This window comes from Agarivorans sp. DSG3-1, from assembly GCF_046774965.1.
Classification (GTDB): Bacteria; Pseudomonadota; Gammaproteobacteria; order Enterobacterales; family Celerinatantimonadaceae; genus Agarivorans.
In genome coordinates this window covers 1,869,740-1,892,992 of the sequence record NZ_CP177241.1, presented here as the reverse complement: position 1 = coordinate 1,892,992, position 23,253 = coordinate 1,869,740, and the positions used below count along the sequence as shown (strand labels likewise).

The following is a 23,253-nucleotide window of genomic DNA, read 5'->3' as shown; positions in this document are numbered from 1 at the left end:
AGTGAAGACTATCACCTAGCTAATTCAATATCTTTGAACCAAGGTGTACATTTTTCATACAAAACTTAAGGTTTATAGCATCCGGCGATAAATAACCCTGTCACTTTGTCGGAAAATACCAAAGGTGACTTGTCCAGCACCTGCTGCGTCGTCTGCACTCTCAAAGCTTCCATTGCCATTCCAATCTTCACGAAGCCAATTCAAATTAGTGTCTAGGTTAAACCAATAATCGACACTGCCAGTATTACCTTCGCCTGGAGCGGTAAAGTCGACCCAAATGACACCTTGGTTAGCAATACCAGGGCTACGGAGACTAACAGTTGAAGTACCGCCACCTACCGTTGCATTTGTAGCATCTGTTTTAGGAGAAAAATCTAGAGGCGCAAGATTTAAGTTACTACAAGCGTCTTCGGTATTGCTAATGTACTGAGTACCGTCGAAGTACTGTAAATCACCAGTGACGCCAATCGCTTGCAACTCAGAACCAAAGCCGTTGTTGAGTTTTATGCGGCCATGGCGTAGATCCGGTACGGTGCCTAAATCACAATAAGGACCTTCATCAGAATCTATACCGCAATCAAAGCCACCAGCATCAGGATCGGAAACAATATTTGCACTAAGCAAGGTCGCATCATCAAAATATAGATTGTAGAACAAGCGTAACTTACCATCTGTTACTGGGGCTTGTGCCGCTACTGGTTTTAACAAACCAGCCATAACTTCATCAGTTTGTGCAAAAATTCCTTGGCTCCATATCGCGGTAGCATCATCAATCTTTAATCCGTCGTCGAAACCTAAGATGCTAGAGCTGCTATTAAACTGCCAACGACTAAAATCAGTATTTACCGGGAAAACACTATCTGTGTAATTTTCTGTGATCGAGCCATTAGCGCTCTCGGCTTGTAATATCCAAGTCACTTTTTGTTCTTGCTGGCCAATATAACTAAAGTCCCCTAGTGTACATGCTGCCCCTAGCACGGCCGACGACAGTTCAAAGTGATGAGGATAAAACATACCCACCTCAGTATTTGCCACACTGACGTCATAATCTATAACTGTCGATAGATCTGTACCATCAGGATAAACAAAAGTGTAATCCAAATATTTACTAATCCACCCAGAGTAATTGATGCTGCCCACATCGTGATATTCGTTTTCGTCAACCACCACGATGCCGGCAATCTGACTGACAATCACGCCATCATTAAATGTGCCTAGTACGCCACTATCTGGCGAGGCAAGCTCAACTTTAAGCCCAAGCTTATCTGTGTCAGCGATAAAATTAGCCGCATCACATGAAGAATCGGTTACCGAAGACGGTGTGCAATTAGCTATTCGCGCCGCTAACCAAGATTTAAAAGGCGTGCCAGACCTGGCAAATGGCACTGTATCATTATTTGAACTCGGGTTAGTTTCGTTGACTTCATTTTCAATCAACGCCCATTCAAATCTATCTGGTATCAATTCAGCGCTAGCACTGCCTAACAAGGTAACTGTGCTGCCATCCTCATTAACGACTTCATCCAAGAAGTTAATGCCTAAGCGGCCAACATCAGGGTATTGGAGGTCAATTACTGCGATGCCACTTGAAAACACGATATCAACGCCAGTTATAACATCTTCAGTATTGCTGACTTCAACATACTCACTAGATACTTGATCTTTAACTTTAAGCAGCCGTGTCGCTTCACCTGTATGAGTAAGATCCGTCCAGAAGTTTAGCGTTTTTTGCCCACCATAGTTAGCGATTGGGCGACACTCGGTTCCATCAGGGTCTTTACCTACAGCGGTTAGCTGTAGTTTAAATTCAGTGTTGGCTTTATGAGGATTCTCGCCCCATGCCCCCACCAATTTTTCTTCAAAGCCGTAAGCATTAAAAGTTACTACGGCAGAATCGCCTACCGTGCCGTCAACAACTGTTAAGGTTACTGAGCCCTCTAAAGGATGGAATAAACCTAAACTCACCTCACCTAAATCAGCAGCAGTGAAACCATAACTTGCTTTGCCGTTGTTATTTTCTGGTACTAAGTTGCCAAGTCCGTTTCCTTTCGACCAGGTCCCTTTATTGCTAGAGGTGGATAGATTCACCGTCCCTACAAAACTTTGATCCACTTGCCCATCAAGGGTTGCTTGAATGGTTACCTCATGAATATCACAGGTTAAACCAAAGTCCTGAGCAGAGATATTAAGCCCTGGAACAGCCACCGAAGCATTAGAACTAAATGCCATGTAGCTGTAGCTTTCCGCTAAATGGCTTCGTTCATTATCAAGGTATTGGTCTTCCTCTGTAATCATTGAGAAATCAGCCGCGTTGTGCTGACAGCGTCTCAACCAACCGCCATTGTTACCTCTACGTTCATTTTTGCTGGCCACCAATATAGGCGGCGAAGAGAACAAGTTGTTTTGATAAGGAGTGGTGTAATCACACGTTGCTTGCGGTGTAATAGTGCTTCCACCACTACCGTGAGTTAACGAGTTACCAAATTGATAATTAATGACTTCATTCTCTACAGTAATGGCTCCTACTACTGGCTCTGTTGCGAGATAGGCGACTGTTTCATCTTGTAAGTCAGTGTAATAAATTGAGTCATTTTGTGAGTTACAATAACGTGCGAAAAAGCGGAAATCGTAGGCTTCACTGTTATCAATCGCTAAGCGAATACCACTATTGTTATATTCTGACGTAGTGGTGAGCCAGCAATTGTTATTACGCGACTGACTTTGATGCAACACCACCGACAAATTGTTGGGCATCTCTACATTAAAATAGTCTCTATCGGGAAACGGAAAAGCAGTATTGGTGCTTATCTTGCCCGCTCTTAACTCAGTGCCGTCTTCGAGAAAATGCTCACCTTCATTAACAGCAATCCAATCTACTGCTTCTATGTTTTTTGATACCGTGGAGTTGAAGGGAGGCTCTTGTCGTACCCATGTAAATTTATCAACATCTACACTGGTGACTAGCGCAGCTACTGGTCCGTCATTGTTTGGATCGTTAGCATCAATAGGCGTCATTAAAAACACTAAAGGTTTAGACTGGTAAGTTTGGTCAAATGTAACCGTACCACCATTTTGCCCCGCGCCAGCGCTGCCAAACTGCAACAAAAGTGGTTCTGTCACGCTACTGTTACACAGAGGAGCAAAATCTACCTCTCCTGGATTAGCAATTCCTCGAACAACCGACTCGTTAACCATTACCACATCGCGTTGCTGGGTGAATAACGCCCCCTCTAATTCGGCTTGGTAATTTAAAGCAATGTTCCGTCTAGCGTAACCAATAAAAGCAGACTCAGTTTCATTGGCTAAATCGATGTCCTCTCGGGTATAGATGGCCAAACGTAAGGGGTCGCCATTTACATTTAACTTAGCTTGGTAACCTGCGGTCACGTTACGATTCACAAATATTTTTACCGTACCACTGGAGCCAAGCAATTCTAGTGTAGCCTCTTGGCCGATGGTAAAATCACCATCTATCCAATATGTTCCTGGCGAGAGACGTAAAGCAGATTGGTAACCTACATTCACATTCTCAATAAAATACTCATTGCGATCACTAGAAAAGTTGATGGTACTTTGAGTAGCCCCTTGAATGTCTGCAAAATTATTTGTGTTATAGCTGCCTGAGCCAAGCGTGACAGTTTGTTGGTAACCCACATTAACAGACTGCCCGTTGTTAATTTTTTCAATATTAACATTGCTACCCGCCGAGGCTAAGTTACCGCTAGCCACGCAATCGGTATTGGCATCAGGACAAGTATTTCCATCTGATGAGCTAACTTTATCAACGCTATCTATATCCAATCGCCCTTGATTGCTTCCATAGACTCGCGCTAACCAATTTACCTCCAAACGACGATTATTTTGTGAAGATGCTATGGGGCTGGTAAATACGTCGACACAATCAACAGCCAGCACTAGTTGGGGGAAAAGCAAAAAAGTGATAAGGATACAGCGGTTTACAATTACTGAAATCATAAAGCACTCCTCGCCTGAATTTGTTGAGAACGCTGGACTAGTACTTCGCCAGAACCGCAGGAGGCCGTAGCTTGTAAGCTATAGACACAAGCATCAAGCTGAGTCACCCCGCCTGTTCCATCAGCATTACAAGCCACAACTTCGTTACATAAAACCTCAACTTCACAACTTTGAAAGCCCGGCCCAGTTAAATTAGGTTCCAAGGTGAGATCTGCGCAGAGTATGGTTTCACTTCCATCAGCAGGAAATAACTCTGAAAGCGCCTGTTCTAAACCAGAATAAGCCGCTAACTCGGCACGAGTACCCAATACATCCCAAGTCGCATTGCGAGAGGTATCTTGTAACATCACCGTTAACGCAGCACTAATTAAAGCCATCACCACAATCACAAAAATCGCAATCACCAACGCACTCCCCTGCTGCTTAGCAGGGTTGCTAACTAGTTGTCCCTGCTTAAGGCTGGTTGAGAATGACGATGTCATGATTAAATTCCACTACCTCATTATTTTCAACAAACCGCAAGCGTAGATTCACTAAGCTGTTTCTGGTCAAGCTAGGCTGCACCACCTGAAAGGGTAGCACTGTATTAGGGTTTTCGAGTTTACTCGCCATTAGTACACCGGTACCACTGTCTGCTGGCTGAAAACGCAGCAAGCGATTGTTTTCAACACAATAGCGAATCGGCTCCCCCAATATAAAAGTTCTCTGTGAGGGTGAGTCCGTAGTAAAACTCACTGATGTTGCATTATTTGAAGAATCGGAAAAACCTAGGGTACTGGCTCCCGAACTAGCATCTTCACTTATGTTAGCTAAGCAGAACACTTTTCCAGTTGCAGAACTACAGCCTGCGTTTACCAAGCCTCCAGACGCCAGTAGCACCTCATCGGAGTTGAGTATGTAAGTGCTTAGCCAGGCTGGTTCTGCGGTAGAGATAATCGATGGTTGACTTGGTGAAGTAACCACCGCTGCTGACGCCGAACTACTCGGGGCAACAGGAATGTCAATATAAGTATGTGCCGAGATGGTAGGCACAAAACTCAAACAATAGTCAGTGACATTCGCTCCATTTGGATCTAAACGAGCACTATTCGGTAAGCTATTATGTAATTCTCTGTTTAGGCGCTCAATGGCAAAACGCGCCTCACCTAGCAACACCTGCCTATCAGCACTTTGTCGGTAAATAAGGCTACCGGTACGCAAAAAATCGGTGGTAGCAATCGCCAGTATTGCCAATAACACCATGGTAATGACGAGTTCAATAAGCGTAAAACCCACTTGCTTAGCCATTAGTAATTCCACCGATAAGCACTAAAGGCGTAATCAGCGCCATTAGGCGCCCTTATCCACAAATCGATGCGTTTAGCTACATTAATGCCATTCTCTGAACTGTCGATAGCCACTCGATAAGAATAGTTGCGATAGATGTTGGCTAAGTTAGTTCCCAAACTGTCGTCAATAGCGATAAAATTACCATTAGTATGGTAATCATCCACATCGTTATATTGAGAACGAGTTTCTCCGTCCGGACCATAACTACCTGCGACAGTACAAGCAGGCTGGCCAGTTTCTCCACAGCGCCACAGCCCTCCGCCAGTATGATCCGAATTGTGATCAAATGATTTAGACAGTATTTCATTCATTAGGCTAGACCCTAATTCGGCGGATCGTACTTGGTAAATAGGGTCAATACTACGCACCGCTTGAGGTGCTAAAAATGAGGTAATGACTACAAGCGAAATCGCAAGCACCACTATGCCAACAATCAGCTCAATCAGAGTAAAACCGCTATCTCTGGAGCTTTTACAAGGGCGCATGAATATAGCCCTCTGATTCTATAACAATGGTGTGTGTTTCTTCACCTTGCACGCTAATAATACAAGGAAATTGCGAGCATAAACGTGGCTCTGAAAGCCCAAGCCTAACCCGTCCCATGCCATCGAAACGAATAATACCTTGAGTTACGGTAAGCTCATTCGAAAAAGATACCTCTTCTAGAACATCGATAGTTTTTAAACAATCACCGTTTGTTGCAAGCTCGCCAGAGAAATAGTTATCGCTGTTAATTTGTAGAAAAAAGCAATCTTGATAATGGTTCATTGCTTGGGTTTGTACTAAATGTAAACGACTTAGCAATTGCTCGCGCAGGCTTATTTCAGCAAAGCCGCCGCGAAAGAATCTGGGGAGTACAGTGATAGCAAGAATGCCAATGAGGATAAGCGTAATCACCAGCTCAATAGTGGTAAAGCCGGAGTTTCGAGGGTGAGGTTTAAATGATGTTTCCAATCTAATAGTTAAAAAGTAAAGGCTAGCCGAAGCTAGCCTTAAACAATTAACAGCCAGTTACAACTGATACAGTTTGGGCAGAGCTCGTGCTATCTGCAATCGTATATTGAACTTCACAAGCACCAGAAGAAGCAGTAAAGCCCGCCGGAGTAATAGTTGCACCAGCACCAGAAGTAGTAACAGTCCATTCAGCAGTACTAAGATCTAGCCAACCATCGAGTTGATCTGAACCAAATGCAGCTACATTAGGGTAACCAAGAGTCGTTGAAACATCAGTGCTATTTGCTCCTGATACATCACCAGAACTTGCTTCAATACCAGCAATTGCCGCTTTACTATAAATCAAATTGGCTCCGCCTTTAACTGCTCCTTCCAAGCCTTTCACAGTTGAAGCGCGAGCATCAGTTTGTAAGTTTAAAAACTTAGGTGCTGCAGTCACAGCCAAAATACCTAAGATGATAATAACAATCACCAATTCAATTAGCGTAAAACCTTGCTGTTTAGTTGTTTTCATTTCTATATCCTTAGAAAATTATTGATTTATAAATCGTTAGTTAGAAATATTTGTAAAAACTCGCCCAGCGGCGGGTTGGTACGTAAAGTTATTAAAAGAGCCTTCGTCGTTGCCAGGATCAACGTAAGACCCATCGCTATTTTTTGCCAAGGAGTTAACTTGGTAGAAAATACATCTGGTCGCTTCAGCAGCGCCGGTCACCGTGGTGTAATATTTAAAATAATCGCCTTGATCGGCAACTTCAGCAAAGGTGCTGGTCGCTCGAGCCGGGTTTTGTAAAATAGCGTCCCATACTTTTAGGCACTTTTCGCCGCTAAGCGAGCCAGGATCTACGTCTTCATCATCACTGGTTACAGGGTAACCAGGTGCAACACTACCGTTAGATATTTGAGCAGCAGTAGGAGTTGTTAAATACACCTTCTGAGTATCGTAAATAACGGCATTCTTACCGTTTTCACTCGGTCGACCTTCAGCTTCCCATTGCGCTCTCGCTAAAGAAACACCTGTAGCAAACCCACCCGCTACGCCCTCAAGGCTGGCTACCTTGGCTTCTTCTGTTACATCCAAAAATCGTGGTAATGCGGTAACAGCGAGGATCCCCAACACCACAATAACAATCACCAACTCGATCAATGAGAAGCCGACTTGCCTGTATTTGTTAGCACTTAGGCTAGGATAAATTGTCACTTGTTAGTTACTCCTCAAATCAGCTTTACAGCCATTCCTTTGTAATCAAACCTTGTTGCGGGCTGTACACCATCACCGCTAACTGCTCAAAGGTAAAATAACAACGCTGCTGTAAAAATTCAGCATCACTTACCTTCCCTTCAAAACTCAACTCAACACCCACTATTTGCTGCCATAAAACCAAGCAATCTTGTTGGCTGCTAACGACTGGCCAACCAGATTTAGTCATTTTAAGCGTGATCGGTTCTAGTGCCTTTTGTTCACCGGTTAAACTATCGAGTTGATATAGATTTACCTCTAAGAACTCGGGTCTAAATCTGGCTATCCATAAACCGTGAACTTGCGCCAACTGGTTAACCCAAGTTTGAGTATATTCTTCTACAACTTGCTGCTCTGCTTGCTCAATTGTCCTAACAAAGCTTATTAAAAGCAATAATACGACTAATAAAACTATGCAGAATGTCACAATCCAGCTGAAGCGAGAACGGTTATTCTCCAGTAAATCTTGCCGATTCACTTAACCACCTCGAACTGCACGCATCATGTCCCACATTGGCGTAAAGATACCCAAAGCAAGAATTAGCACCATACCTGCGACCACGCTAATGAGTATTGGTTCAATTCGCGCGGTTAAACTCTTTAAATCATAGTCCACTTCACGCTCATAAAACTCAGCAGCTTCGGTCAGCAATTCATCCACTTGGCCGGTTTCTTCACCCACCGAGATCATCTGTAATACTAAGGGCGTAAACAACTCACTAGCGATGGCATTGCGCAATAAGCTCTCTCCGCGTTCAATACCTCGGCGCATCTCTACAATACGCTCTGCCATAAAGGCATTGTCTACCGCACTGGCCACTAGTGATAAAGCTTGATTTAACGGAACGCCTGCGCCCAACATCATGGCAAAACTACGAGAAAAACGCGCTAATAAAGAACGTTCAATCACCGAGCCAACCACCGGTAAACGCAAGCGGGTTTTATCCCACAACATTCGCCCCTTGGGAGTGGCCACATACCACCTCACCAAAAACACCGAACCAATTGCTAACACTAATAACAGCGGCCAAAAGTTCACAAAAAAGTTCGACGTTCCTATCAATATTCTGGTGGCTAAGGGTAGCTCCACGTTAAATCGACCAAATATTTCAGCAAATTGTGGAATAACAAATATATTCAAAATCACCATGGCGATAACAATCGCCAAAATCACAAAAGTGGGATAACGCATCGCGGTTTTAATCCGCTTTCGAGTATCCATTTCTAATTCTAAGTACTGCGATAACTGCAAAAACGCTTGCTCTAGTTGGCCAGTGTTTTCGCCCACATGCACAATACTTACAAACAACTGTGAGAATACTTTCGGGTATTCCGCCATTGATGTAGATAACGCCCGCCCACTACTTAGCGCATCTGATACCCCCGCCAAGGAACGGCGCAATAGCTTACTGTGGGCCGTTTCGGCCAAGCCATTTATCGCCCGCATAATGGGTATGCCAGCTTTGGTTAGCGAGTACATTTGACGAGTGAATACCACCAACTCATCAATTTTAATTCGCCCCTCCCATAAGCTACTGACATCTAAGCTACCAAAACCCTCGCCTTGCACTTTTCCTTCGGCAATTTTAATCGGTGTTAAGCCGCGACGAAGTAAACTTTCTGCAGCCGCATTTTGATTAGCCGCCTCAATATCGCCGTTTATTAGGCGACCTGTGCTATCGCGAACTTGATAGCGAAAAATAGCCATTACACAGACTCTTCCGCTTGATTCACTACACTGCCGTAAACATCAATTTCTTCCACTAAACGCAGCACTTCTTCAATCGAGGTAACACCTTGTTTGGCGTAATCTAAGGCGGCTAAAGAGAGAGGTCTATATTGCTCAGACGCTTTGGCGACCTTGGAAAATTCATCAGGGTCATCACGACGCAAACACTCCATCATTGCTTCGTTTAACTCAAGCATTTCAAATACACCAATTCGACCTTTGTATCCGGTGTAATTACAGGTTTGACAACCTCGGCCTTTAAAGAAAACTTGCTGACTTAAATCTTGGCTACTGATGTGCTCTAGCCAAACTTTTTCTTCTAGCGTGGCGGCTTGCTCTTGTTTGCAGTTGTCACATAAACGACGAACTAAACGTTGAGCAAGAATGGTTCTTAAGGAGCTTGCTACCAAATAGCCCGCTGCGCCCATATCAATTAAACGCAGGGCACTAGTAATGGCATCATTAGTGTGCAGAGTGGTCAGCACCAAGTGACCGGTTAAAGCGCCACGCAAACCAATCTCTACGGTTTCTTGGTCACGCATCTCGCCCACCAGCAAAATATCGGGATCTTGACGCAAAGTTGTCCGTAAAATACTGGAAAAGTCGAGACCAATTTTGGTGTTTACTTGTACTTGGTTAATCCGAGGAAGACGATATTCAACCGGGTCTTCTACGGTAATAATTTTTGATTCTGGCTGATTAAGCTCACTTAAGGACCCGTACAAAGTGGTGGTTTTACCACTACCGGTTGGCCCCGTTACCACGATCATGCCATGAGGGCGATGCAATTGGCGGCGGAAACGTTCCATGATGTCGGGCGGCATACCGGTTTGCTCTAAGGACAAAATACCCGCAGACTGATCGAGCAAACGCATTACTACCGATTCACCAGCCTGAATAGGCATGGTAGATAAACGTACATCGATAGAGTGGCCACGTACCTTAATATTAAAACGACCATCTTGTGGCAAACGTTTCTCAGAAATATCTAGCCCAGACATCAACTTCAAACGCAGCACCATGGCTGAGGCAATTTGCACTTCATTTAATACACTTTCTTGTAGTACACCATCTACCCGTTGGCGGATCCGTAATACTTTGTCGTCTGGCTCAATATGAATATCTGACGCGCCAACTTGTACCGCATCTTCAAACAAAGATTGCAGCAACTTAACCACGGTAGTTTCGTTACTTTCGTCGTTGGCAGTCGCCAGACCAATATCAAATTCATCGGCGCTGGCATATTCTTCTTTTAGCTCTTGGGCAAAACCTTCAATTTCTCGAGTACGGCGATAAAAGCGGTCAAAAGCTTCTACCACTTGTGATTCACGAGCTACTACATATTTAAGCTGACTTGGCGCTAACAACCCGGCTAAGGTATCAATAGCCGAGAGATCGGCGGGGTCAGAAATGGCGACAGTAAGTACGTCTCCATCTTTATGAATTACCAAAGCTCGTAAGCGTCGAGCATGAACTTCACCCAACATAACTACGGCATTAGCATCGACAGAGACCTGAGCTAAATCGACAAAAGGAATGCCGAGTTGGCGAGCCAAAAACTCCAGTAACTGCACTTCGGCAATAACCCCAAGTTCAATTAATGTCGCGCCTAACTTTCGCCCGGTTTGCTTTTGTTGAGCCAATGCGCTCATTAACTCGGCTTCACTAATAACTTGCTCACTCACGAGCAAGTCACCTAAACGCATTCGTAATTTGGGTTGCGCCATGTTTATTGCTCCAACTGTCGAATACGGTTTGCGACAAAATCGCGTGAATGACTAGAAAGCTGTCCCATCAGTTCCGCTTGGCGATAGGCGGCTAACGCCTCGTTATAGTGAGTTAACTTGTCGTTGGCAATGGCGTAGCCCATCCACCAGCGCGCGCGGCTCGGCTCATGCTTCACCAGTTTTTGATAAGCACTTAAGGCGAGCTCTTGTTTGTTAAGGTTTTGCGCTAGGCCGGCTAACATAGCGTAGTAATCTACATTGCCACTCACCTCAGGCTCGGCACTCTCTAAATAGTAAATGGCTTGCGGCAGATTTTCTTGTTGTACAAAGATACGCGCTAACATTACTCTAAATGAACCACGCAATGGGCTAAGTTGAATTCCCTCTTCTAACAAGCTCACAGCAGCACTTGCGTTGCCACGGCCAAACTCTAAGGCGGCTAATTGCTCTCTCACTTCATGTGCTTGATGATCGAGCTGTAAGGCTTTATTAAACTCTAAGCGCGCTTCTACTAATTGATTTTTGTCTAATGCTTGAAAACCGCGCCGAGTGTACAAGGCAACTTGTTGTTCTCGATTAAGTTTCAGAGGTTTTATTTCCAAGCTCGACTCGTTGCTTTCTACATTCTTAGAAAGCGGAGCTTGACGCTCTACTGTTTCTAAAGGTTTGTTAGCTTCAGGCTCACTCTCAACTCTAGCTTCAACGACCTTATCTGTAGTAATGACAACATTTGATGTCGCTATTTTTTCTGGCTCAGCTTCAATGATCGGGCTCGGTAGCGTCTGCTCAACGTCTGATTTGGGATCTGGAGTCGCAACCAACCCCAACTCAGTAGTTGTCTTCGGTGGTAAGTCCTTATTGATCAAGGTATCCGCTGGTTCTACTATCAGCTCAGCACTGCTTGTAGGCTCGTTTAATTCAACGTCTATCGCGGCGGCTACGGCTTGAAGCTGTTCTGTTTCTGGAGAAATGGAGAGCGAACTGTTGTTCGTTGCTTCCGTCACTACTTCAACGTCACTTTTTAATTCTAAGTTGGTAAAATAGCGAAGCGCCAACCAAGCAGAAATCATTAATGCAATCAGCACTAAACCCATAAGAATGTAGGCTCTAGCACTGCGGCCTGACTCTTCCACCAGTGGTGCCATACTTTGCGGGTTAGTTTGCTGACGCTTATCTAAATCTTTCAGCATTTGATTGATAACACTCATCGTAGTGCTCCCCACCAAATAACTAAACCAAGCAAGAAACAAGCGGAGAAACCCAACACCAACAACGCGGTTTTAGCTGCTGGTAACGCCGCATCCTCGGTATCTTGAACGGCGGTTTTTACCATATTTACACTAACTTGTTGAGCACCTTGGCCGTAACACAGCATCAATACCTTGTGGGCTAATATATTGATTAAACGCGGTATTCCGCGGCTTGCCCGTGTTAGTAGCTTTAACGACCCTGCAGTAAACAACGGCCCACCACGGTAACCACTTAAATGTAAGCGATGCTGAATGTAACTAGCCACCTCATCCTTTTCTAAGGCGCGTAAGCGGTACGAGAATGTGATGCGTTGGCGTAATTGTCGAAGTTGCTGGCTGGCTAAGCGCTCATCTAGCTCTGGTTGGCCAAACAAGACTACGTGTAATAGTTTACGCTGTTCTGTTTCTAAATTTCCAAGCAGCCGAATCACTTCTAATGCTTCGTCACTTAGGGCCTGAGCCTCATCAATCAATAATACAACTGGTCGCTGTTGACTGGCTAATTCAATTAAGCAGTGATGAATCTGTTCCAATAAACTGTGCGAAGAGGCACTTGGGTCGACCTTCAAACCCAATTCATTAGCTAATGCGGCATGGATTTGCTCAGCAGATAAACAAGGATTAGGCAAGTAAGCAAACTGGTACTCATCGCTCATTTCATTAAGCAATTTGCGACAAAGCAACGTTTTACCGGTACCCACTTCGCCACTGACTTTAATAAAACCTTCGCCAGATTTAAGCGCAGTTTGCAGTACCTGTATCGCCTCGTCATGAGGTAATAAAGCCTGATACAAACCCGTGTTCGGCGTTAAACCAAACGGTGCTTGCGAAAGTCCAAAATGTTCCAGATATACTGCCACTTATGCCGCCTAGTTTTCTTCTGGATACCAAGTGTTCAGCAAATCCTGAGACTTCTGTAGCTCAATTTGCCAAGTATCTTCGGTCACCACAGTAGGCTGAATCAAAATTACTAATTCGGTTTTTTTGCTCGATATCGCTTTGTTGGTAAACAACTCGCCCAAGCCAGGAATAGAACCAATAAACGGCACTTTAGAAATAATCTCTTCCTGTTTGGAGCTCATCAAGCCACCAATCACTACTACATCACCAGAGTTTGCTTTAATAACCGTATCAGTTTCACGAATGTCACTTTGGGCTAAGGGCAAATCAAGTTGCTCACTAGAGCTGCCAAAGCTAATCACTTTGCGTTGTTCTTTAACTTCTGTCACTGAGGGGTGAACGTGCAGTAGCACTTGCCCGTTATCGTCAATTTGTGGAGTAACATCTAAAGCAACACCCGAGAAAAAGGGTGTTAACTCTACGCTGGGGTTGGTCACTGGGTTGGTGCCCGAGATAGTAGTATTTGATACGTCAGTAACAAAGTACTCATCGGTACCCACTTTAATAACAGCTTTTTGGTTATTTGACGCCGTAATGCGCGGGCTAGACAATACATTCACATCACCTTGAGTTTGCAACAAACTCACCACCGCTTGAAAGTTGCCATCGGTAACGGTTAGCGCACCACCGCCCCCTAATATTGCACTAATCGCGTCACCAGGAATTTGCGAGGTATTGTTAAACAATACCTCTGTTGAGCCAATCACATCACCGGCGTTGGTCCAATCAATACCTTGTTGGTAACCATCACTTAAGGTGACTTCAATGATCTTGGCTTCTAAAATCACTTGACGCTGTAAGTTCCTTTCAGACTTAGCCAAAAAGGTTTTAATGGTACGAATTTCATCTGGAAAAGCACGTACAGTAACTAAACCAGCTTGTGGGCTAACAACCACCATGCGGCCGTCATTGGCGTAAGAGGTATCGTTGCCACGATCTCGACGCATACTAATGCCGATCATGCCGCGTAAGGTTTCTTCAAGCTCATACCAGAAACGCGTTTCAGTCGCAGACTCAATTTTAGTGCCGTTAAAACTGTCACTCCGATTAGAATTACGGCTGCTGTTATTGTTGTTACTGGAGTTATTACTAGATGAGTTATTCGACGAATTATTGCTCGAGCTATTATTATCGCTATCACCACCGGTGATACCACCCGAATTAATGCGGGTACGAGTATAGCCATAACGCTCTAACATTAAGTAGTTAAGTGGAATAGTTTCAATACGCATTCCCGCTGGGTAAACATGTAATATTTTACCGCTACGTTTAACGTCGTAACCATACATATCAGACACCACATCAATGGCTTCTTTTAAGGTCACTTCTTTAAGTTTTAAGGTAATTTTACCCTCTACGCCTGGATGCATTGCCACGCTAAGAGGAGAGCCTTTAATCAAAGCAGGGAAGAAGGTTTTTGCGTCTACATTACGCGCATTTACGTCAAAGCGATGCTCAACCTGAAGCAAATCCCCTTGCTGCAAGCCAAGTTCTGGCATTAGCTCTGCTTGCACTTCTGCGGGTAACTCTGGCGCTTTTATCGTAGACGGCACTGGTTTTTGCGCTTCAGAGATAGCTTGCTTAGCTTCTACAGGATCAGGCCTAGAGGTGGACTGGCAAGCACTTACCAATACAACGACACAGCCTATAAAAATCCGTTTGATATACATGTATTACTGCCCCTGCCCAGTGACGCGTTTCACTGACACCTTGTCTAATTGAATTCGATACTGCTTATTTGCTCGTGTTAACACTACGTAATCTTGATGCACACGGCTCAAGGTGTAACCTGATATTGATTGTTTTACGCCCACAAAGCGCTGATTAAGAATCGCCCCTGGCTCTTTCCCACCAACAATAATCGCTTGGATACTGGGTAAAGATACCTGCTTGGCGGCACTACTCGTGCTACTGCGACTATTAGGTGGCGCAGTAGGATCACTTAGCGGCGTAGCCAACACACTACTGGTAAGCACTCCACATGAGAGCATTAACGCTAAAAAATACTTAGCCACTAATAAAATCCTTATTGGTGCTTAAGGTATAGATATCGATAGTGATATCGGCTCTTGGGTACTCAAGCACTTGGTAATCGATAAGTTGCCACAGGAATCGCTGCGGTAACTCTTCAACTACCTGCAAATACTTAACTAAAGGAAAATAGCCACCATTGAGTTTTAATCGAATACCGTGGCGATAAAAATTAAGACTATCAGCGCTGCTTTCTGCACTACTTAATATCGCTTCAGGCGCTAAAGAATCCATAGAGACCAGCATCAAGCCGTCACTTTTTTGCAGTAGTTTTTCCAGTACTTCGGTCATCTGCTCAACGGGGATCAAGCCCGCCTGCTGTAGCTCTAGTTTCTTATCTACTTGTTCTAGCTGAGCGTGTAACTGTAACAACTCAGCTTTAATGTCTTTATTCGGATCTTCGCGCAGTTTTGTTTTACTGAATTCAATTAAATCGGCATTTTCAGCGTATTTTCGCGTCGCTTCTGCCAACTCTGTTTCAGCTTTATTTTGCTTAATACTGGCGGGTTCTATCCACAAGTAATAACTCGGTAATATAATCACCAATAAGCCGGTAACAAGAATCAATAGGCGCTCTCGTAAACTAAGACCTGCGAAGGTAGCTTGCCACTGTTGCCACTGCTCACTCATTTGGGCCTCCTAATATGCTTTCGCTCTTAGTTGAACCACTTAAACTAAAGTGCAGTTGCTGGTCTTCATCTCTAAATATCTTCAAGCCAGCGAACTGTTGCTGAGACAAATCGGGGTAGGCCTTAAACTGCTTAAGCCATTTAGGCACCGCATCACTGCTGGTAGATTGCCCCGCTAAGGCCATACGACCACGCTGAATATTTATTTCAGTCAGCCATATTTGGCTATCTTCAATAGACGCCAAAGCATTAAGCGATGAAGAAAAGCCGCTGTTTGCATAACCATGCCCTTTAAGGCGCTGGTCTAACAATTGTTTCAATGTTAGCTCTTGTTGCACAAGGCTAACTTCACGCTGTAATCTTGGGTCTAAAGCGCGCTGCTCGATAGCGGCTTTTAGTTTATTAAGCTGTTGCTCTTGTTGATTAAGTAACTGGCGTTGAGCACTCGAGCTCACAACAGCGGCATTGGTTTGCTGTTGCTGCCAAAACCCCCATACCAAAGCTAACACGCCAACAATTCCCCAAGATATCACCGCTTGCCTTAGTGAACCTCGTTCTGGCTTTGGACGAAACTCCTCAACATAAAGGTTAATTCTCGTTTTCACGACAACACCCCTTCTTGTAAAGCAGCCAAGGCTGGCAAGTGATAATAGTACTCACTACTTTCAATCGACGAGAGTTCTAATAAATTAACTTTTGGGGTTAGATTTTGCTGCAACTGGCGAGCAATTTCATCACAAAAACGGCTAGGAATCGCCAACTGAATAACGCTAACTTCTGGCAATTTTAGAGTGGCGCTAATGTAGTCTATTGAACGTTGTAGCTCTAGGCTCAAGCTATCAAAGAAAGATTGGGTAAATTCAATTTCTTGCATCTGGCCCAACGCAGAAAAGGCACGTAGCTGACGAGTAAAAGATACTTGCCCTTGGCGAACCACAATAAGTTCTAAGTCACCGCCTTTGGGCTGCCATAACAACATTTGGCAACGCTCATTGGCTTCAAGAAAATTAATCGCAGCGAGGCTTTCAATAGTGATGCCTTCAATGGTTAAATCTTGCTGATTCGCCATATTCACCAGCTGCTGAATAACAGGTTTACGAACACACACTACATTGAGCTTTTCACTGGCCATTGGCGCGGCTGGCGCTTCGTAATAATCAACCGCTAAATCTAAGACCTGCTCTGCCACCATGTCTTTAATGGCCCACGGCACTGCCCCTGCCAACTCTTCTTCGGCGACTTTGGGTTTTTCTACCTGAAACTGTTGATAATGCGCATTGCCTAGAACAAAAACAATTTGATGGTCGGCACCGAGTTGTGCCTCTTTACATAATGATGCTAACGCTTCTGGCCATTGCTCGATAGAGCTAACCGCCTTCTCAAAGGTTTGCTGTTGGTGATCGGCTAAAACCACAAGATCTGAGCGCAAATAGGCACTGCAACGAGTCTTCGCTGTATTTCTTCGCCAAAACGCTAAACCCATCCCTTTTCCTTTGAGTAATCCATGTAAAATCTACACAAGTAGTCTAAACTTTTCTGTTATTTTTTAAAGCATTGGCCGACAAATATGTGCTAATTCTCAAGATTAACGGCGGTATATCTAGTAACTGTAGATTAGGCACTCAAATAACTCATGCTTTTCTCACCAAAACACCACCCCAAGATGATTTAAATGGGCTCTGGCTTGCTAAATAAGAAACCTTGCCCGTAGTGCACACCTAAACGCTGCAAAACACGCCATTCTTCGTTGCGCTCTACGCCTACAGCAATAACCTCTACGCGGTCAGAACAACTGGCCACTAATGAGCTCACTGCGAGTTGGTTAACTTGTCGAATCTGAATGTCTCGCACTAAGCTAGTATGCAGCTTCAAATATTCAAGCTTTAACTCGCTAATGTATTGAGTACTCACCACCCGCTGCCCCGCTCGCTCTACCGCTAACTTAATGCCTTTTTTATTCAGTGCTTTTAAACGTAGCATTTCGGTGTCATTTAACTGCGATAACTGTATCTCGGGAAACTCTAAGACTAGTTTCTTACACTCTTTGTAAGGCACAGAGAAAACCCACTGCAGCAATTCACGCATCACCGACTGCTTTATTACCGTCGCAATATTCAAGTTAACACTGATAGGCTGGCGAGTGTATTTCACGTACTTCATGGCAAATGTTAAGGCATGCTCATCAAAACTTGCCTGTAAGCCGCTTTTCTCCGCCCAAGGCAAAAATACGCCAGCGTTTATCACTTCGCCTTGGTAGTCGGTAATTCTGGCTAATAATTCGCGATAACAAACCCGACCATCTTCATCAACAACATCTTGCTGATAATAATGCAGCCCTTCATTGCTTAATACATGCTGCAAGAGGGTACGCCAGCGAACCGAACCCTTTCCGGTTTGGGTTGAACTTAATTCGCGAGGTACCACATACCACCCATTGTGGCGCTGCATTTGGGCAACACGCAATGCGTCTTCGGCTTGTTCAATCACTAATTGCGCGCTGTCACCATATTGATAACCAGCAATGCCAATGTAGAAAAAGTCATCCTCGTCTGCAACTTCTGGCAAAGGAATGCGCTCTAGCAGCTTGAGAATGCCCGCCGCTGTATCTTCAGCTTCATCTAAAGTGGAAAGCGGCATTAACAATGCAAAGGCATCACCGCTGAAGCGAGCTAAGTTCACATCTATGTTGCGGCGAGTGTACTGCTTTAATGCATCGGCACTTTGCTGCAAAATAGCATCACCTTCGTTACGGGCGTACTGGTAATTAACATCATCCATGCCCCGCAAGTAAACCAATAGTACCGCGCCGGTGTGTGCGTCGGCATCACCAATTTCCGCTTCTAGCTGATTATAGAAATGGGTGCGGTTTGACAACTGAGTGAGCTCATCGACAAAGGCGTGATTACGAATAATACAGTCAAACCGGCTACGCTCTTGGCGTGCTTCTAGTAATTGTGTAATAAGTTGTTCAATGGCTTTACTGGCCGCATTAGGCCATTCCTTGGGACTACCCACTTGTACGTCACGCAATCGTCCCGCCAATATTTGGTTACCGCGCGTTTGCAGTAATTCTGCACCGAACATAATCTTTTTAAGCCAGCGGAACACCGCAATTAAGCTCAGTGCAACAATCAATACGCCGCCACCAATGCCCAACATGGCTTCGGGTTCGTAGGTAAGCTGTTTGAATGGTCGCTCTACCCAAATTTGAATCACAAAATCAGGATGAGCCATTAAGGGGTAACGGTACGACACCAAGCTATTGCTATTGCCGGTATAATTGAGTTCGCGAAAGGTATAAATCACCCCTCCACGGTTAGACACTTCTAATACTTGAATATTATGGGCCCGCAGCCAGTTAGGCAGCCATTGGGCAAACTCGGGTGTTTCGGGTTGAACACTCAACTGGCCATCAATTACCTCAACTACCGAGCGCAACTGGTGCTGCTGCTGATTGAAGGCAAGTTGTCGGAAAGTTAATGCTCCACCAAGCAATACAAGCAGTACCGCGACTACTACGCAACTAATGGTAAATACAATGATCCGACTAGAGAATTTCATGCAAGGTGTTCCTCACCATCAAGCGCAATGGGCTCTACCATCCTTTGGTTTAGCCATAGCTTGAGTATATCAGTAATTATCGAAATGCTTGGAATCAATACAAAAAAAGACCAGCCTAAGCTGGTCTTTAACTCGACATTTCGAAAAGATTTATGGCCGAAGCATTCTCTCGCCGCGGCTCATGCCACAAACACCACTTCGCACTACTTCCAAAATCTCGGTTGATTGCGCTAAGGTTTTGACACAAGCATCCAGTTTGGCGCTATCGCCACTTAATTGCATGATATACATGCTTGGCGTTACATCAACGATTTGACCGCGGAAAATATCACAAGTTCGCATCACTTCTTCGCGGATTGCTCCAGCCGCACGAACTTTAACCAACATTATCTCACGCTCAACATGCTCAGCTTCGGTTAACTCCGATACTTTAAGCACATCAACCAGCTTGTTTAGCTGCTTGGTGATTTGCTCAATGGTATTTTCATCGCCGTAAGTGCAAATGCTCATACGTGAAAGAGTTGGATCTTCTGTGGTAGACACGGTTAATGAATCAATGTTAAAACCGCGCTGCGAGAACAAGCCAGTAACACGAGACAGAGCACCAGCTTCGTTTTCTAATAAAACTGAAATAATTCGGCGCATTATGTTCTCTCCGTTTTACTTAGCCACATGTCTTTCATCGCTTCGGTTTTTATTTGCATTGGATAAACGTGTTCTTCAGGGTCAACCATGATGTCCATAAACACCACTCGGTCTTTCATTGAGAAGGCTTTTTCCATGGCTGCATCTAGCTCATCAGGGTGATTCACTTGCATACCTACATGGCCGTAAGCTTCAGCCAATTTCACAAAGTCAGGCACGGAATCCATGTAAGAATGAGATTGGCGACCATCGTAGAACATCTTCTGCCACTGTTTAACCATGCCTAACGAGCGGTTGTTCAAAGAAACAATCACCACTGGCACGTTATATTGCAAGCAAGTCGACAACTCTTGAATGTTCATTTGAATAGAACCATCACCTGTTACACAGGCCACGGTAGCATCAGGGAAGGCAAACTTAACCCCCATAGCAGCAGGGAAACCAAAGCCCATGGTGCCTAAGCCACCAGAGTTAATCCAACGGCGAGGCTTATCAAAAGGATAATACAAGGCGGCGAACATTTGGTGCTGACCAACATCAGAGGTGACATAAGCATCACCTTTGGTCACCCGGTACATTGATTCAATCACCTGCTGAGGTTTAATCAAGGTATCGCTTTTTGCATAATCTAAACACTTGCGGCTACGCCATTCGTCTACCTGAGCCCACCAAGCTTTCAAGCTGTCGGCTTCGTTTTTAATGCATGTTTCTTCAATACATTCCAGCATTTGCTCAATCACTGAATCAACAGAGCCAACGATAGGAATATCGGCACGAATGGTTTTTGATATAGAGGTTGGGTCAATATCAATGTGCAAGATAGTCGCGTTAGGACAGAACTTTTTCACGTTGTTCGTGACGCGGTCATCAAAGCGCGCACCCACCGCAAAAATTACGTCGGCATTATGCATCGACATGTTGGCTTCATAGGTGCCGTGCATACCCAGCATGCCCACAAAACGAGGGTCGGTGGAGGCAAATGCCCCTAAGCCCATCAGGGTTGAGGTAACGGGCATATTAAACAAATCAACCAGCTTGCTAATTTGCTCGCCAGCTTCAGCCATAATCGCGCCGCCACCAATGTACAGCACTGGACGTTCGGCAGCAGCTAAGGCTTTAACTGCCTTTTTAATCTGACCTTTATGACCAGTTAACGTAGGGTTATACGACCGCATGTTAACCGATTTTGGATATTCGTAAGGGAACTTAAGCAGCGGATTCTGCACGTCCTTTGGTAAATCAATAACAACCGGACCCGGACGCCCTGTAGAGGCAATGTAATAAGCCTTTTTAATCGCGGCAGGGATCTCTTCGGCTTTTTTTACTAAAAAGCTGTGTTTAACCACTGGGCGAGAAACACCGATCATATCGGTTTCTTGGAAGGCATCTTGGCCTATCAAACCAGTAGGCACTTGGCCGGATAACACCACCAAAGGGATTGAATCCATATAGGCGGTAGCGATACCGGTGATCGTGTTTGTAGCACCGGGACCAGAGGTCACCAATACAGTACCTACTTCGCCAGTTGCGCGCGCATAGCCGTCGGCCATATGTACAGCGGCTTGCTCATGTCTAACCAAAACATGCTCAATATCACTGCTGTCAAATAGCGCATCGTAGACATCTAATACTGAGCCGCCAGGGTAACCAAAAATATGTTTAACACCCTGGTCCTGCAAACAGCGGATGACCATTTCGGCGCCGGATAACTTCTCCATGTTCAAGCCTCCAGGCTTTATTTATTTTAATTGTTGGGGATAACTCTTGTTATGTTGCGGGAAATTGGACTTATAATCCTGTCTTCCAAGGCTAGCACTTTAACGTTTCTTGCCCCCTAGCGTCTACGCTTTTGTCTAGTCTTTCTGCTCTTTTAAGCAGCTCATCCTATAAAAAATCTCAAGCAGGATAGAGCTTCAACAGACTATTCTCCCAAACAAGCAATAAAAAACCGGATGATAAATAGATATCACCCGGTCACTTAGCGCTTCACACAAGCATCATTATCACTTAATAGAATCATGCTCTTCTGTTAGCCAAATCTGTTGTTCTGGATCGGCATCTTCACTTAGCGAGATGCTTACTCCCATATCGTATAATTCTTGTAAGGTCATGTTATTGGCTAAGTCCATGACCTGGCCGTCTTCATTAGTAAAACGCATACTCGCTCCTTGTAGGCTCATCCCGACACTTTAATTTTAGTCAAAGATTCGGCGCTTGGGGCTCGGTCACTCATGATATTCGCCATGAGCAACTGGCTAGCCGCAGGGTAGCTCACTTGCTGCCACATATCTTTAGCCATTGCTTCAAGGTTTTGCCACTGGTCTTTCTTGATATAAGTCGCCAGCAACTCGGCAACATTGGGGTAATAAACCGGCTCAGCTTGGTCCATCTGTAACCATGAATCCAACTGATAAGGTTCTAAGCTCTCGGCCACATGGGCTAAACCTAAGCTTTGCAGGGTATAGGCATTGGTCACTTGCTCAAATTGGCCAAACAGCGGTTTAACTAGCAATTTTTTGCCTGCAGCCAATGCTTCCGAAGGTAACTCAAAACCGGCATTACAAAAAACTCCGGCACATGCGCGAAGATGATCTAGAAACTGATTGCGACTTATTGGCTGTAGCTGAATATTTCCATCCAATACAGGGTGCTTTATCTCAGGATGAAAACACACAAATTGATGACCCGTAAATCGCTTTAACAATGGCAAAATTTGATGCAAAGACTCAAACGGTAAATACACTAAAATTTTCCCGTTATTGCTAATGTTTTCTAACGCTTCCACCAGTGGTGGCACAATGGTCTGCTTAAAGTCGGCCCAATGTACACCCAGGTTGTATTTGCAGGGCGCAAAGTTGCGTACTAAACGACGATTCCAAAAGCCCATTTCTTTAGTAGGAATATCATGCAAGAACGCAGCTTGGTGAGAAATAGAAAGGCTATCTACACCTTGTTGCTTAGCGGCCCATGCACTTACTGGTTCAAAATCGTTAATCAATAGATCGTAAGATGACAAATCGAGCGCTTTCACATCTTGGGCAAACTGCCTTAATGACAAATCGTGAAACGTCGCCCATTTGTTCACACGCCCACCTTTATGGTGAAAGCTCACTCCCTTCACCTTACGATAGCGACCAAACTCAGGAACATCTGGCATTTCACCTTCGCGACCTGACATAAGTACATCAACCTGTATACCTTGTTGCTTTAAGGCCGAGCAAAGCAAACGCGCACGAGTAATATGGCCATTACCTGTACCTTGAACACCGTAAAGAATTCGCAT

The 23,253-nt window shown here is 44.6% G+C and carries 22 protein-coding genes; all 22 read right to left on the bottom strand.

The genetic code is table 11. The annotated features are described in order from the left end of the window. Positions 1-72: 72 nt before the first annotated feature. The 22 genes from ACLD71_RS08935 to ACLD71_RS08830 all read right to left on the bottom strand — a co-directional run bounded on the left by ACLD71_RS08935 (position 73) and on the right by ACLD71_RS08830 (position 23,253). A complete protein-coding gene (locus ACLD71_RS08935) occupies positions 73-3,975 on the bottom strand; it encodes a DUF6701 domain-containing protein (RefSeq protein ID WP_411994277.1) in 3,903 nt (1,300 codons plus the stop codon). After that, complete coding sequence (locus ACLD71_RS08930; protein ID WP_411994275.1) at positions 3,972-4,457, bottom strand: hypothetical protein; 486 nt, start codon at positions 4,455-4,457, stop codon at positions 3,972-3,974. Before ACLD71_RS08930 ends, ACLD71_RS08935 begins: the two co-directional genes overlap by 4 nt. Continuing rightward, complete coding sequence (locus tag ACLD71_RS08925; RefSeq protein ID WP_411994274.1) at positions 4,429-5,262, bottom strand: PilW family protein; 834 nt, start codon at positions 5,260-5,262, stop codon at positions 4,429-4,431. The genes ACLD71_RS08930 and ACLD71_RS08925 overlap by 29 nt, the downstream gene beginning before the upstream one ends. Continuing rightward, positions 5,262-5,789 (bottom strand): prepilin-type N-terminal cleavage/methylation domain-containing protein, encoded by a 528-nt coding sequence (locus ACLD71_RS08920; protein ID WP_137673629.1) that lies wholly within the window; start codon positions 5,787-5,789, stop codon positions 5,262-5,264. Before ACLD71_RS08920 ends, ACLD71_RS08925 begins: the two co-directional genes overlap by 1 nt. Then, the gene (locus ACLD71_RS08915) at positions 5,776-6,258 is read right to left on the bottom strand and encodes a type II secretion system protein (protein ID WP_411994271.1); all 483 of its coding nucleotides are present in this window, start codon (positions 6,256-6,258) and stop codon (positions 5,776-5,778) included. The genes ACLD71_RS08920 and ACLD71_RS08915 overlap by 14 nt, the downstream gene beginning before the upstream one ends. 46 nt (positions 6,259-6,304) lie before the next feature. Then, entirely contained in the window at positions 6,305-6,772 is a 468-nt protein-coding gene (locus ACLD71_RS08910) for a prepilin-type N-terminal cleavage/methylation domain-containing protein (RefSeq protein WP_137673627.1), read from the bottom strand. 36 nt (positions 6,773-6,808) lie between these two features. Then, positions 6,809-7,459, bottom strand: a complete 651-nt coding sequence (locus ACLD71_RS08905; RefSeq protein ID WP_411994269.1) for a Tfp pilus assembly protein FimT/FimU — start codon at positions 7,457-7,459, stop codon at positions 6,809-6,811. Positions 7,460-7,484: 25 nt separating this feature from the next. Further along, on the bottom strand, positions 7,485-7,976 hold the full coding sequence (locus tag ACLD71_RS08900; protein ID WP_411994267.1) for a hypothetical protein: 492 nt from the start codon (positions 7,974-7,976) through the stop codon (positions 7,485-7,487). Further along, positions 7,977-9,206: a type II secretion system F family protein gene (locus ACLD71_RS08895; RefSeq protein ID WP_137673625.1), complete on the bottom strand. Its 1,230-nt coding sequence runs from the start codon at positions 9,204-9,206 to the stop codon at positions 7,977-7,979. It abuts the gene before it with no gap. Beyond that, positions 9,206-10,954 (bottom strand): GspE/PulE family protein, encoded by a 1,749-nt coding sequence (locus tag ACLD71_RS08890; RefSeq protein ID WP_411994265.1) that lies wholly within the window; start codon positions 10,952-10,954, stop codon positions 9,206-9,208. The genes ACLD71_RS08895 and ACLD71_RS08890 overlap by 1 nt, the downstream gene beginning before the upstream one ends. 2 nt (positions 10,955-10,956) lie before the next feature. Beyond that, complete coding sequence (locus tag ACLD71_RS08885) at positions 10,957-12,162, bottom strand: tetratricopeptide repeat protein (RefSeq protein ID WP_411994263.1); 1,206 nt, start codon at positions 12,160-12,162, stop codon at positions 10,957-10,959. Further along, positions 12,159-13,064, bottom strand: coding sequence for an ExeA family protein (locus tag ACLD71_RS08880; RefSeq protein ID WP_137673622.1), 906 nt, complete (start codon positions 13,062-13,064; stop codon positions 12,159-12,161). Before ACLD71_RS08880 ends, ACLD71_RS08885 begins: the two co-directional genes overlap by 4 nt. A 9-nt stretch (positions 13,065-13,073) precedes the next feature. Continuing rightward, positions 13,074-14,774 carry a pilus (MSHA type) biogenesis protein MshL gene (gene mshL, locus ACLD71_RS08875; protein ID WP_137673621.1) on the bottom strand — a complete coding sequence of 567 codons (1,701 nt, stop codon included), beginning with the start codon at positions 14,772-14,774 and terminating at the stop codon, positions 13,074-13,076. A gap of 3 nt (positions 14,775-14,777) precedes the next feature. After that, positions 14,778-15,119, bottom strand: a complete 342-nt coding sequence (locus tag ACLD71_RS08870) for a hypothetical protein (RefSeq protein ID WP_137673620.1) — start codon at positions 15,117-15,119, stop codon at positions 14,778-14,780. Next, a complete protein-coding gene (gene gspM, locus ACLD71_RS08865; RefSeq protein WP_411994260.1) occupies positions 15,112-15,765 on the bottom strand; it encodes a type II secretion system protein GspM in 654 nt (217 codons plus the stop codon). The genes ACLD71_RS08870 and gspM overlap by 8 nt, the downstream gene beginning before the upstream one ends. Then, on the bottom strand, positions 15,758-16,369 hold the full coding sequence (locus tag ACLD71_RS08860; RefSeq protein WP_411994258.1) for a PilN domain-containing protein: 612 nt from the start codon (positions 16,367-16,369) through the stop codon (positions 15,758-15,760). The genes gspM and ACLD71_RS08860 overlap by 8 nt, the downstream gene beginning before the upstream one ends. After that, positions 16,366-17,247 carry a hypothetical protein gene (locus tag ACLD71_RS08855; RefSeq protein WP_411994257.1) on the bottom strand — a complete coding sequence of 294 codons (882 nt, stop codon included), beginning with the start codon at positions 17,245-17,247 and terminating at the stop codon, positions 16,366-16,368. Before ACLD71_RS08855 ends, ACLD71_RS08860 begins: the two co-directional genes overlap by 4 nt. A gap of 185 nt (positions 17,248-17,432) precedes the next feature. Continuing rightward, positions 17,433-19,325, bottom strand: coding sequence for an EAL domain-containing protein (locus ACLD71_RS08850; protein ID WP_411994255.1), 1,893 nt, complete (start codon positions 19,323-19,325; stop codon positions 17,433-17,435). A 150-nt stretch (positions 19,326-19,475) separates the two neighbouring features. Next, positions 19,476-19,970, bottom strand: coding sequence for an acetolactate synthase small subunit (gene ilvN / locus ACLD71_RS08845; RefSeq protein ID WP_137673615.1), 495 nt, complete (start codon positions 19,968-19,970; stop codon positions 19,476-19,478). Then, the gene (locus ACLD71_RS08840) at positions 19,970-21,688 is read right to left on the bottom strand and encodes an acetolactate synthase 3 large subunit (RefSeq protein WP_411994254.1); all 1,719 of its coding nucleotides are present in this window, start codon (positions 21,686-21,688) and stop codon (positions 19,970-19,972) included. Before ACLD71_RS08840 ends, ilvN begins: the two co-directional genes overlap by 1 nt. Positions 21,689-21,973: 285 nt before the next feature. Further along, positions 21,974-22,129, bottom strand: a complete 156-nt coding sequence (locus tag ACLD71_RS08835; protein ID WP_174235948.1) for a hypothetical protein — start codon at positions 22,127-22,129, stop codon at positions 21,974-21,976. 17 nt (positions 22,130-22,146) lie between these two features. Further along, on the bottom strand, positions 22,147-23,253 hold the full coding sequence (locus ACLD71_RS08830; RefSeq protein ID WP_411994252.1) for an MJ1255/VC2487 family glycosyltransferase: 1,107 nt from the start codon (positions 23,251-23,253) through the stop codon (positions 22,147-22,149).